This window comes from Cellulomonas biazotea, from assembly GCF_004306155.1.
Taxonomy (GTDB): domain Bacteria; phylum Actinomycetota; class Actinomycetes; order Actinomycetales; family Cellulomonadaceae; genus Cellulomonas; species Cellulomonas biazotea.
On sequence record NZ_BIMR01000031.1, the window covers coordinates 1 to 11,853 of the forward strand.

The 11,853-nt window shown below is 74.0% G+C and carries 10 protein-coding genes, 1 tRNA gene and 2 pseudogenes; 5 read left to right on the plus strand and 8 right to left on the minus strand.

The genetic code is table 11. From position 1 onward, the window contains the following. Both CBZ_RS20700 and CBZ_RS03155 read left to right on the plus strand, forming a co-directional pair. Positions 1-245 (plus strand): annotated as a pseudogene (locus CBZ_RS20700) (hypothetical protein); the annotation flags it as partial. A 72-nt stretch (positions 246-317) separates the two neighbouring features. Further along, positions 318-908: an isochorismatase family protein gene (locus CBZ_RS03155; RefSeq protein ID WP_130780152.1), complete on the plus strand. Its 591-nt coding sequence runs from the start codon at positions 318-320 to the stop codon at positions 906-908. Positions 909-1,016: 108 nt separating this feature from the next. On the opposite strand, the gene CBZ_RS03160 is transcribed toward CBZ_RS03155, so the two are convergent. From CBZ_RS03160 to rsmI, 3 genes are all read right to left on the minus strand, one after another. Further along, positions 1,017-1,448 (minus strand): MarR family winged helix-turn-helix transcriptional regulator, encoded by a 432-nt coding sequence (locus tag CBZ_RS03160; protein ID WP_130780153.1) that lies wholly within the window; start codon positions 1,446-1,448, stop codon positions 1,017-1,019. Between the two features lie 88 nt (positions 1,449-1,536). Then, positions 1,537-3,303, minus strand: coding sequence for an ABC transporter ATP-binding protein (locus tag CBZ_RS03165; RefSeq protein WP_130780154.1), 1,767 nt, complete (start codon positions 3,301-3,303; stop codon positions 1,537-1,539). A gap of 130 nt (positions 3,304-3,433) precedes the next feature. Then, positions 3,434-4,375, minus strand: a complete 942-nt coding sequence (gene rsmI / locus CBZ_RS03170; RefSeq protein WP_130780155.1) for a 16S rRNA (cytidine(1402)-2'-O)-methyltransferase — start codon at positions 4,373-4,375, stop codon at positions 3,434-3,436. 74 nt (positions 4,376-4,449) lie between these two features. Here rsmI and CBZ_RS03175 point away from each other — a divergent pair, with 74 nt between their 5' ends. Next, positions 4,450-6,318 carry a dolichyl-phosphate-mannose--protein mannosyltransferase gene (locus CBZ_RS03175; protein ID WP_246013002.1) on the plus strand — a complete coding sequence of 623 codons (1,869 nt, stop codon included), beginning with the start codon at positions 4,450-4,452 and terminating at the stop codon, positions 6,316-6,318. 7 nt (positions 6,319-6,325) lie between these two features. Here CBZ_RS03175 and CBZ_RS03180 read toward each other — a convergent pair whose 3' ends face one another. Both CBZ_RS03180 and CBZ_RS03185 read right to left on the minus strand, forming a co-directional pair. Further along, complete coding sequence (locus CBZ_RS03180) at positions 6,326-7,819, minus strand: beta-N-acetylhexosaminidase (RefSeq protein ID WP_130780157.1); 1,494 nt, start codon at positions 7,817-7,819, stop codon at positions 6,326-6,328. 58 nt (positions 7,820-7,877) lie between these two features. Next, positions 7,878-8,864 carry a bile acid:sodium symporter family protein gene (locus CBZ_RS03185; protein WP_130780158.1) on the minus strand — a complete coding sequence of 329 codons (987 nt, stop codon included), beginning with the start codon at positions 8,862-8,864 and terminating at the stop codon, positions 7,878-7,880. A 187-nt stretch (positions 8,865-9,051) separates the two neighbouring features. On the opposite strand from CBZ_RS03185, the gene CBZ_RS03190 reads away from it, so the two are divergent. Then, positions 9,052-9,327: a GlsB/YeaQ/YmgE family stress response membrane protein gene (locus CBZ_RS03190; protein ID WP_130780159.1), complete on the plus strand. Its 276-nt coding sequence runs from the start codon at positions 9,052-9,054 to the stop codon at positions 9,325-9,327. A 239-nt stretch (positions 9,328-9,566) separates the two neighbouring features. Here the strand turns inward: CBZ_RS03190 and CBZ_RS03195 are convergent, their stop codons facing one another. After that, entirely contained in the window at positions 9,567-10,031 is a 465-nt protein-coding gene (locus CBZ_RS03195) for a hypothetical protein (protein ID WP_130780160.1), read from the minus strand. Positions 10,032-10,082: 51 nt separating this feature from the next. Here CBZ_RS03195 and CBZ_RS03200 point away from each other — a divergent pair, with 51 nt between their 5' ends. Beyond that, positions 10,083-10,826, plus strand: coding sequence for a tyrosine-type recombinase/integrase (locus CBZ_RS03200; RefSeq protein ID WP_130780161.1), 744 nt, complete (start codon positions 10,083-10,085; stop codon positions 10,824-10,826). A 61-nt stretch (positions 10,827-10,887) separates the two neighbouring features. On the opposite strand, the gene CBZ_RS03205 is transcribed toward CBZ_RS03200, so the two are convergent. Next, positions 10,888-10,960: transfer RNA gene (locus CBZ_RS03205), tRNA-Ala, on the minus strand. A gap of 87 nt (positions 10,961-11,047) precedes the next feature. Further along, positions 11,048-11,853, minus strand: a pseudogene (locus CBZ_RS03210) (hypothetical protein); the annotation flags it as partial.

Here is an 11,853-nt window from a genome sequence, read left to right on the forward strand (position 1 = left end):
GGCGGCTGCTGCGTGCGGCACCCGGCCGGGCCCGCGCCCTGGTCGCCGTCGCCGCCGCGTCGCCCCTGCTCGCCGCCGGCGCCACCCTGGGACCCCGGCTCGCGGACGGCAGCGCGAGCGGCACCACGCTCGCGCTGGTCGGGCCGGTCCTCGCGTGCGCCGTCCCGGTGCTCGTCGCCGCGCAGGCGTGGGTCTGGTGGACGTTCCGGCGTCCCGTCGGGCCGCGCGACGCCGTGTTCTGGTGACGCCCGGGGACGCGTGCGAGGCTGGACGCCGCAGCCGTCCCACCCCTGGACCAACCCCGGAGGAGCGCCACCATGAGCACCGCGGACCCGGCCCGCCGGGCACTCGTCGTCGTCGACGTCCAGCCCACGTTCTGCGAGGGCGGCGCGCTGCCCGTCGAGGGCGGGAACGCCGTCGCCCGCGACATCGCGCAGTACGTCGCCGACCACCGCGACCGCTACGCGCTGGTCGTCACGACGCAGGACTGGCACATCGAGCCGGGCGACCACTTCTCCGACACCCCGGACTTCGTCGACACGTGGCCGCCGCACGGCGTCGCCGGGTCCGCGGAGGCGGACCTGCACCCGGCGCTGGCCGCGGTCGTCCCCGAGGCGAGCGTGAAGAAGGGCCAGTACGCAGCCGCGTACTCGGGCTTCGAGGGCGTCGACGGGGAGGGCCGCGGCCTCGCGCAGATCCTCGCGGACGCGGAGGTCACCGACGTCGACGTCGTCGGGCTCGCCGAGTCGCACTGCGTGCGGTCCACGGCGATCGACGCCGTCGGGCTGGGCCTGCGCACGCGGGTCCTCACGGACCTGACCGCGCCGGTCACCCCGGAGCTCGGTGCCGCGGCGCGCGAGCAGATGCGGGCCGCGGGCGCCGAGCTCGTCGCGTCGACCGACCTGTAGGCGACGGGACCACCCCGGCGTGACCGTCGGGCGCCCGGCCGACCGTGACCGTCGGGCACCCCGCCGACCGTGACCGTCGGGCGCGTCACGCTCCGGCGACGTCCGGTGTCACGCCTCCGGCGTCGTCCAGCCGAGGTTGGCCGCGATCCGCTGGAGCACGGAGATCGTGGTCGCGTGCTCGTCGGCGGCGACGCCCTGCGTCGAGCGCTCGCGGAAGCCGTCCACCCGCTCGGCGAGCGCCTCGCAGTGCTCGGTGCCGTCTGCCGACAGCACGTACCCGTCCGGCCCGCGGGTCACCCAGCGACGCGAGGAGAGCAGCGCGAGCTCGGCGGTGCCGACCGGCTCGTCCGTCGACGGCTCGAACGGCGCGAGCGCCCGTGCGACGCCGGCCTCGTCGACCGGTCCGAGCTCCTGCACGACGGTGAGCACCTGCCAGTGGCGTCGGGTGAGCCCGTCGCGGGTGAGCTCGGCGTCCAGCCCTGACTCCAGCAGCCGGTCGACGAGCCTGATCCAGTACCCGATCGGTCGTTCCTGTGCCATCGCGGTCCTCCCCCGGATCTGCTCCGATCCTCCCACCGCACCCGCCGCGCGCACCCGGGACGGAGGTCGGGCACGGTGGGCCGGACCGTCAGGCGGGTGTCGCGGCCTGACGCTCCAGCGCGGCGTAGGCACCGTCGGCGGCGAGGAGGGCGCCGTGCGTGCCGATCTCGACCAGGCGGCCGTCGCGCAGGACCGCGATGCGGTCGGCGCCGCGGATGGTCGACAGCCGGTGCGCCACGACGAACGTCGTCCGTCCGGTCATGAGCCGCCCGAGCGCCTCCTGGACGAGCCGCTCGGACGCGGTGTCGAGCGCGGACGTCGCCTCGTCGAGCACCAGGACGCGCGGGTCGCGGACGAGCGCGCGGGCGATCGCGAGGCGCTGCCGCTGCCCGCCGGACAGCCGCGCACCGCGCTCGCCGATGACGGCGTCGAGCCCGCCCATCTGCTCGACGAACCCGAGCGCGTTGGCGTCCCGCAGCGCGGCGACGACGGCGTCGTCGGACAGGTCAGGGCTGCCGTAGGTGACGTTGTCCCGCACCGTCCCCTCGAACAGCAGCGACTCCTGCGGCACGACGGCGAGGAACCGCCGGTAGGTGCGCAGGTCGAGCTCGGCCATGTCGCGACCGTCGAGCAGCAGCCGGCCCGACGTCGGGGCGAGGAACCCGATGACGAGGTTGAGGACGGTCGACTTGCCGGACCCCGACGGCCCGACGAGCGCGATGGTCTCCCCCGGCCGCACGTGCAGGTCGAGCCCGTCGACGGCGACGTCGTCGGGCGCGTCGTCGTACGCGAACCGCACGCCCGCGAACTCGACCTCGCCGCGCACGGCGTCGACCTTGGCCTTGCCGGCGTTGCGCTCCAGGTCGGGCTCGGTGAGGACCTCGCCCATCGAGCGGACGGACTCCAGTCCCTTGGTGACGATCGGCGCGATGGTCATGAGCGCGGTGACGGCGCCGGTGAGGGCGACGAAGTAGCTCGACAGCATCGTGACGTCGCCCGCGGACAGGTCGAACATGCCGTTCCACGCGATCCACGCGGCGCCGACGAGGCAGCCGACGGACAGGACCTGCATGAGGATCCACGACAGCGCGCCGAACCAGCCGTTGGTGACGTCGAGCCGGATGCCCGCGTTGCGGACGCCGACGAGGGTCGCGCCCATGCGGTCGAGCTCGTCGCGCTCGAGGGCGTGCGCGCGCGTGATGGGGATGAGGTGCGTCATCTCGCTGACGCGCGCGGACATCTGCTCGACCTCGGCCCGGAACGCCGCGTTGCGGGACGCCATGCGGCGGCGCATGACGACGACGAGCCCCGCGGCGGCGGGCACGGCCAGCGCGTAGACGGGCAGGAACTCGGGGACGCGGACGGCGGTGATGACGACCGCGCCGACGAGCGTCGTGGTCGCGGACATGCCGGAGTCGAACGCCTGCCGGGAGCTCTCGACGACGTTCTCGACGTCGCGCACGATCTTGGCCTGCAGGACCCCCGCGCTGACGCGGCGGTGGTAGCCGATGGACAGCTCCTGCAGGCGGCGGGACAGCGCCATGCGCAGGTTCGTCTCGACGGTGCGGACGGCGACGGAGAACTGGCGCACGTAGAGCTGGTGCATGGGCAGGTTCTGCGCGACGACGAGCATCATGAGCGCGGCGGCCCACCACAGCTCGCGCAGGGGCCGGTGGTCGACGACGACGTCGATGACGTCGGCGGTGAGCACGGGGATCACCCAGATCGGCGAGTGCTTGGCGGCGAACGCGAGCGCGGCGACGCCGAGGCGGCGGCGCTGAGCGGAGTAGAGGCCGACGAGCGTGCGCACGGGGTGGGCGCCGTCGTAGGTGTCCTCGAGGGGGACGGAGGTCACGAGCGACGATCGTAACGATTCGACGCGCGACCGCGCAGGGCTGCGGCGCCGTGTTCTCGGCGCGGCGCGGGTGAGATCACGCAGCGTGCGTCGGCGCACCCTGGCCGCGAGCGCGTGCCGACCGCGGGCGTCAGCGCGTACGGGCCGCGAGCGCCGCCGCGTACAGGTCGCGCTTGGGCATGCCCGCCGCGGTCGCGACCTCGGCGACGACGTCCTTGAGCCGCTCGCCCGCGTCCGCCCGGGACAGCACCTCGGCGACCAGGTCCGCGGTCGACACCTTCGCGGGCCCGCCCGCCCCGCCGACGACGACGACGATCTCGCCCCGCACCTGCCCGTCGCGCGCCCACGCGGCGAGGTCGGCGACCGGCCCGCGCCGGACCTCCTCGTACGTCTTGGTCAGCTCGCGGCACACCGCAGCGGGCCGGTCCGCGCCGAACGACTCGACCATCGCGTCCAGCACGTCGTCGAGCCGGTGCGGCGCCTCGAAGAAGACCATCGTCCGGCGCTCGTCGGCCAGCAGGGCCAGGGCCCGCGCCCGCTCGCCGGGCTTGCGCGGCAGGAAGCCCTCGAAGCAGAACCGGTCGGTCGGCAGGCCCGACAGCGCGAGCGCCGTGAGCACCGCGCTCGGCCCCGGCGCGGCCGTCACGGTGACGCCCGCCGCGACCGCGGCCGTCACGACGCGGAACCCCGGGTCCGACACGGCCGGCATCCCCGCGTCCGTCACGACCACGACGGTCCCGCCGCCCGCGACGACGTCGAGCAGCTCGGCCGACCGCTCCGCCTCGTTGTGCTCGTGGTGGCTGACGACCCGCCCGCGCACCTCGACGCCGAGCCGGGCCGCGAGCGCCCGCAGCCGCCGGGTGTCCTCGGCCGCGACGACGTCCGCCTCCGCGAGCAGGGCCCGCAGCCGCGCGGACGCGTCGTCGGTGTTGCCGATGGGCGTGGCCGCGAGGACCAGACGGCCGCCCGACGACCCGCGCGCGAGGGCGTCGTCGGCGTCGGCCGGGTGCCCGTCGTGGGGACCGGCTCCCGTGTCGTCGTCCGTCGCGGGGCGTGCGGCTCGGTCGGTCACCCGCACAGCCTGCCACCCGCGGGGCGTCCACCCCTCGTCCGGACCCCGCCCGCGGCACAGCCCTCACCCCTACGATGACCGCTGTGCCGCCCACGCGAGACGACGACGCCGCGCCCACGGAGCGCCCCGACGCCCACCACCCGGGCGACGCCGAGCCGCCCCACGGCCCGGCGGCCGGCACGGTGACCGTCGGCGGGCCCAGCACGCGGGACGTGCCGGACGACACGGACGGCCTCGCCCTCGGCGACCCGGACCGCGGCCTCGGCGACCCGGACGGCGACCCGGGTGACCCGGGCGACCCGGGCGACCTGGACGACCTCGACGCCGTCAAGGAGCCCGAGGAGCCGCCGCTGCCCACGCGCGAGCGCCTGCTGCGGACCCTGCTGGGCGCGGACCGGCTCGCGCTCGGGACGACGCCCCGCGAGCGTCTGACCGGCTGGCTGTGGCCGATCGCCGTGACGGTCGTCGCGGGCATCGCCCGGTTCTGGGACCTGGGCCGCCCGCACCACCTGGTCTTCGACGAGACGTACTACGTCAAGGACGCCTGGTCGATGATCACGCGCGGCTACGAGGCGCAGTGGTCGGCCGAGCCCAACCCGGCGTTCGAGGCGGGCGACGCGAGCGGGCTCGGGACGGTCGCGTCGTACGTGGTCCACCCGCCGGTCGGCAAGTGGGTCATCGGGCTGGGCATGCAGCTCGGCGGCGGACCGGAGAGCTCGGCGGCGTGGCGGCTGTCGGTCGCGATCCTCGGCACGCTGTCGGTGCTGATGATCGCCCGCATCGCGCGCCGGCTGTTCGCGTCCACCGCGCTGGGCGTCGTCGCGGGCGTGCTGCTCGCGGTCGACGGCGAGGCGATCGTCATGTCCCGCATCAGCCTGCTCGACCCGGTGCTCACGTTCTTCGTGCTCGCGGCCTTCGGGGCGCTGCTGCTCGACCGCGAGCAGGCGAGACGTCGGCTCGCGGAACGCGCGGCGGTCGTCATCGACGCGGGGCAGGACCTCGGCTGGGGGCCGCGGCTCGGCTGGCGGTGGTGGCGGGTCGCCGCTGCCGTGCTGCTGGGGCTCGCGATCGGCACCAAGTGGTCCGGCATCTACTTCCTCGCCGTGTTCGGGCTGCTCACCGTCGCGTGGGACGTCACGGCCCGGCGGTCGGTCGGCGTCCGGCACTGGGTGCGGGCGGGCGTGCTGCGCGACGGGGTCGTCGCGGGCATCGTCATGGTCGGCCTGGCCGCGGCCACCTACGTCGCGTCGTGGTGGTCGTGGTTCACCTCGACCGAGGCGTACAACCGGCAGTGGGCGGTCCTCAACCCCGAGCAGGGCGTCCAGTGGCTGCCGCCCGCGCTGCGCTCGCTGTGGAAGTACCACCAGGACATGTGGGGCTTCCACAACGGCCTGGAGACGCCGCACACGTACAGCGCGCACCCGCTCGGCTGGATCATCCAGTGGCGCCCGACGTCGTTCTACTACCCGACGGAGGTCTCCGGGCTGACCGGGCAGGCCGCGCAGGACGCGTGCGGTGCGGACTCCTGCTCGCAGGCCATCACGGCCCTCGGCAACCCGGTGCTGTGGTGGTGCGCGGCGGCGGCGATCCTCGTCGCGCTCGTCTGGCTGGTCCGGTTCCGCGACTGGCGGGCCGCGGCCGTCCTGTCCGGCATCGCCGCCGGCTGGCTGCCGTGGTTCCTGTACGCGCACCGCACGATCTTCACGTTCTACTCGATCGCGTTCCTGCCGTGGGTCGTGCTCACGCTCACCTACGTCCTCGGGCTGGTGATCGGCCCGAAGGACGACCTGGAGGACCGGCAGCGCCGGTGGGCGATCGCGTCCGTCGGGATGCTGCTCGCGCTGATCGTCGGCGTGAGCGTGTTCTTCTACCCGATCTGGACGGCGTGGGTCGTGCCGTACGACTTCTGGCACAGCCACATGTGGCTGACCCGCTGGGTCTGACCGCGCGTCAGCGCGTCGCGCCTGCCGTGCCGGCAGGGGCGGCCGGCCACGTGACCTGCGGGCTCGCGTACCAGGAGAACCCGACGCGGTCCCAGAACGCCCCGTGCTGCGCGACCCGGGCGGCGAAGTCGTCGAAGTCGCGGTCCTCGGGCGCGGTCCACGCGACCTCGGCGACCGCCGCGAGGCGGGGCAGCAGCATCGACGTGAGCTCGCTCAGGTCCGTCAGCGTCTCGGTGAAGACGGCGGCCTCGACGCCGACGACGGACTCCGCCGGGACGCCCGGGATGAGCGACGACGGCTCCCAGTCGTAGGAGTCGCGCAGCTCGACGTGCCCGGCCCACTCCAGGCCGAGCGCGGTGCCCGCGTCGTACTTCATGTCGAGGTACGCCTTCGACGCGGGCGACATGAGCACCTGCGCGCCCGCCTGCGCCGCCGCGACGAACGGCGCGGGGTCCGCGTTGATGTCCCAGTACTGCACGACCGTGCCGGGCTCGAGCGGCGTCGAGGCGATCTCCTGCCAGCCGACGACCTTCTTGCCCGCGTCGCGCACGACGGACGACACGAAGCCGACGAGACGCGAGTACTCGTCGTGGTCCATCGTGAGGACCTCGTCGCCGCCGATGTGCACGTACTCGCCCGGCGTCATCGCCGCGAGGTCGGTGAAGACGTCCTTGAGGAACTCCCGCGTCGCGGGCAGGTCGTCGTGCAGCCGGCTGAAGCCCACCTCGATGCCCGTGTACTCGTCGGTCGGCTCGCCGCTCGGCGTGAGCTCGCCGTACGCGTGCGTCGCGGCGTTGACGTGGCCGGGCACGTCGATCTCCGGGATCACGCGCACCCCGCGCGCCGCGGCGTGGTCGATGATCTCCGCGAGCTGGGCCGGGCTGTAGAAGCCGCCCGGTCCCCCGCCGACCGACGTGCCCGCGGACACGCGCGTCAGCAGCGGGCGGGACGGCAGGTGCACGCGCCAGCCCTGGTCGTCCGTCAGGTGCAGGTGGAGCACGTTGAGCTTGTAGTGCGCGAGCAGCCCGATGACCGACTTGAGGTCGCTCACCGTGAAGAAGTGCCGCGCCACGTCGATCGACAGACCCCGCCAGGCGTACCGCGGGTGGTCCTCGACGCGCAGCGCCGGCACGGTCAGCGTGCCCTCGCCGATGTCGGAGATGACCTGCCGCAGCGTCACGACGGCCCGCACCAGGCCGGCGGGCGTCCGGGCCGACAGGTCGACGCGCTGCGGGGTCACGACGACCCGGTACGCCTCGTCGCCCGCGGGCAGGTCGTCCGTGACGGTCAGCCGCACCACGCTGGGCGCCCCGCCCTCCGTGTACCGCACCTCGACGGGCCGCCCCGAGAGCCGGCCGAGCAGGTCCGCGGCGAGGACGCCGACCGCGACGAGCTCCGGCGCGCTGTCGACGACGAGGATCGTCGCGGCAGTCAGGACGAACGGCTCCCCGCCCGTGCTCTCGAGCAGCACGGGACGCGGGATGACGGCGACGTCGGGCACCGGGACTCCTTCTCGGCGGACGCGGTTCGGACGACAGGGCTGCGCGTCCGTGGGCACGCTACTCGACGCGCGCGACCCGGCGTGCGACCACGGCGCACGTCGCGAGCTGGAGCTGGTGGAACACGATCACGGGCAGCGCGACACCGGCCGCGACCGCGGGCGAGAACAGGACCGCCGCCATCGGCAGGCCCGTCGCGAGCGACTTCGTCGACCCCACCATGACGAGCGCCGCCCGGTCGGCCCGGTCGAGCCCCAGCCGCTTGCCGCCCCACCACGTGACGACGAGGACGACCGCGAGGACGACCGCGCACACCGCGACCAGCACCACGAGCGCGACGGCCGTCAGGTGGTCCCACGCGCCCGAGACCGTCGCCTGGCTCACCGACGTGTACGCGACCAGCAGGATCGTCGCCCGGTCCGTCGTGCGGGTCAGCGGCGCGTGCGCCCGCACCCACCCGCCGACCCACGGCTGCAGCACCTGCCCCACGACGAACGGCAGCAGGAGCTGCAGCAGGATCCCCGACAGCGAGCCGCCCAGCGGTCCCGACGTCGCCGTCATGAGCACCCCGACGAGCAGCGGCGTCAGGACGATCCCCGCGACGTTCGAGATCGTCGCGCCCGTGATCGCCGCCGCGACGTTGCCGCGCGCCACCGACGTGAAGACCACCGACGACTGCACGGTCGACGGCAGCAGCGACAGGTAGAGCACACCCGTGCGCAGCTCGGGGGCCAGCACCGCGTCCGGCAGGAGCTGCACGAGCAGCCCGAGCACCGGCAGCAGCACGTACGTCGCACCGAGCATCGACCCCTGGAGCCGCCAGTTCCGCAGGCCGTCCACGACCTCCCGCGTCGGCATCCGAGCCCCGTACAGGAAGAACAGCAGCACGATCGCGCACGTCCGCACGACCGCGAGCACGTCCGCGAACGTCCCCGTCGCCGGGACCAGCAGCCCCAGGACGAGCACCGCGACGATGAGGACGACGAGCGGGTCGACCCACCCCTTCGCGGCGGCAAACGTCGAACGGGGTCGGTCGGGGCTCGGCACGGCGCCATCATGCCCGCGGGTCCGCGATGCGGTCGCATCCGCGCCGTCGCTTGTCCGCTTTTGCCCCGGTCTGCGCGCATCTTGCGGGTGACGTGGGCCACGCGCGACGCTCTCGGCGCGCGGATCGTCCCGGTTCCCCCTACGTTTCCCGGTACCGGAGAGACCCCCGATATGTCAAGGAGTTGGAATGAGCCCCGAAGGCATCATCAGCGCGATCATCATCGGTGCGATCATCGGCATCCTCGGACGCCTGCTCGTGCGCGGCCGCCAGCGCATCTCGATCCTCCTGACCATCGTCGTCGGGATCGTCGCCGCACTCGTCGGCACCTGGCTCGCCTCGCTCATCGGCGTCCGGGACACCGGTGGCATCGACTGGATCGAGCTGTTCCTCCAGATCGGCCTCGCGGCGGTCGGTGTCGCCGCCGTCGCCGGCAGCCGCGGCCGTCGCCGCGGCATCCTCTGACCCAGAGGCCACCGGCTGCGCGTCCCGCCCCAGGGCGTCGCACCACCCGCTCAACCCCTCGCACCGCAACGACGAAGGCCGCCCTCCCCGGAGAGCGGCCTTCGTCGCGCCAGGGACTTGCTGCTCTTCGCGACCACGGGCCACGGAACCAGTCCGAGTTCGTCCTAGGCGACGGGGCACCCGGAGGCCAGGGATGCAGGAGGCGCCAGCCGCGACGAGCGGGCACGTTCGCCCACGAACTACTCGGGGATCGTGATCCACGCGCCATTCTCGCGGATCTCGACCTGCGGAAGCGTGGTGAAGTCGTCGAACGACATGCAAGCCACCGCCCAGCCCGCTGCGTTGGGTGCGCGCACGCCCCATGCGCCCTCAGGCCCTCGCATGCGAAAACCGCTCACCGAGGTGGCTCGTGTGACGGCATAGTGCAGTCGCGGACCGTGGCCGAATGTCGTCGCGACGGACCCCCACACTCGGGTCTCTACCTCGGCTGGGTTGAGCACCGTGGGCAGGAATGACTCCCCCGTCCCCTGGTGACTCAACACGAGGACGAACCACCCGGTCCGCTCGTCGGCGACAAGAGCCAGCGAGCAGTCGCCGGACCGATCTCGCGCGACCACCGACGCCCCCACCTCGACCCCGGACAGCGCTAGCTCGCGCGCGGCCGTCAGGTCCAGGGCATCCCAGTCGGGAGCGTTCGTGCTCACAGAGCACGTGTCCGGCTAGGCACAGCTGTACGTCTCCCCGGACGGGCGCCAATGCCGCTGGAGTACGCCTCGGTGGTCCGCTGTCGCGCCAGCCTGTCGACGTTCTTCTCTTGGTGCGTGCGGGAGAACCTGATCGTCCACAACCCGGTGACCGGCGTGCAGGTGCCGAAGAGCTCGAAGGAACGGACCGAGATGCACCCGTTCACCGAGGCAGAGCTTGAGCGCCACTTCGAGCTGTGGGCGGAGCGCGACCCGGTGCTGGCGGACGTTCTGCTGATCCTCGGGTGGACCGGCCTCCGATGGGCTGAGGCGCGAGCGCTGACCGTCGCCGACTTCGTCGAGGTCCCGACTCCGGGACTGCTCGTGCGCCGGTCCGACCCCGAGGGCGTGGGGCGGAAGGCGACCAAGGGTCGCAACTCGCGCCGGGTCCCGTTGGCGAACCGGGTCTTGCCGCTCGTGCGCGAGCTCGCCCACGGGAAGGCGCCACACGATCTGCTGCTGACGACCGCGCGAGGCGGGAAGCTGCACCGCTCCACCGTGCTGCGCGCACTGGCCTGGCCCATGACCGGTGGCGGACGTCGCCTGCACGATCTGCGACACACCGCGGCGTGCCTGTGGCTGTCCCGTGGCGTCGACCCCGGGACGGTCCAGGCGTGGTGCGGGCACGAGTCGATCGCGACCACGAATCGGTACCTGCACTTCCTCGGAACCGGAGCCGACAGAGCCGGCCTCGACAGGCTCAATCGGGGCGCGGGGTACGCGGGGGGTACGCGCGATGCGGTCACGCCGGAGTGACAAGCAGAAGACCCTCGCCCTCCCGGGCCGTTGGGCCTGGTCGGACGAGGGTCTTCGTCGGTGGAGCTGAGGGGATTCGAACCCCTGACCTTCTCATTGCGAACGAGACGCGCTACCAACTGCGCCACAGCCCCTTGAGCGGGCTACAGACTAACACCACGCCCCGGTCGATCGTGAAATCGAGTCCGGTGCCCGGCCCGCCGCGCGGACCGGTCGAGGGCTCACTCCCCCGCGGCCCGACGCTTCGCCAGGACCGCGTTCAGGTCGATGCTGCCCGTGGTCGTCGCGGGCGGCTCCGCGGCGGGCGCCACCTCCGCGACCGGCTCCGTGAGGGCCTCGGTTGCGCGGGCGGCCGTCGACCCCTCGACGTCCTGCAGCGGGGCGGGCTCACGGCGCGGCGCGGTGGCCTTCATCGTGTACGTGGGACGCGGCACCGGCACGGGCGACCACGCGTCGTCGTCCTGCGTGTCCTGGCCGTCGGGCGTCGTGGCCGTGGGCGTCGGGGCGGCGTCCTTCTGCGAGCCCTTCGTCGCGTCGGGTCCAGCCGCACGCCGCTCGCTGACCGAGGTCCGGACGACCGGGGTCTGGCCCGTCGACGCGTGGCGCGCGGGCGTCGCCGCCTCCTCGCCGCGGTCCTCGACGATCCGCGCGAAGACCTCCGTGCTCGCCTCCGAGGGGTGCACCGCACGGCCCGTCACCAGTGCGTGCGGGACGCCCTGGTGGGACTCCGCCACGCCGCGCTCGTCGGTCGCCGTCGCGGGGCCAGTCGTCGTGGAGCCCTTCGTCCCGGAGGCCTTCGTCGTGGTGGCCGCCGCCGGCACGACCGGGGTCGCCCCCGTCGCGGGACGCGCACCCGTCCGGGCCGCACCCGCCGGGGCGGACGCAGCGGCACGCGACGCCTCCGCGACCGCGCGCATCGCACCCGTCCGCGGACCGCCCGGGCTGCGACGCTCCTCGGCCATCCGGGCCTCCCACGCGGCGTCCGCGGCACGCCCGGCCAGCACGGCACGCCGGCCGAGGACGAGCA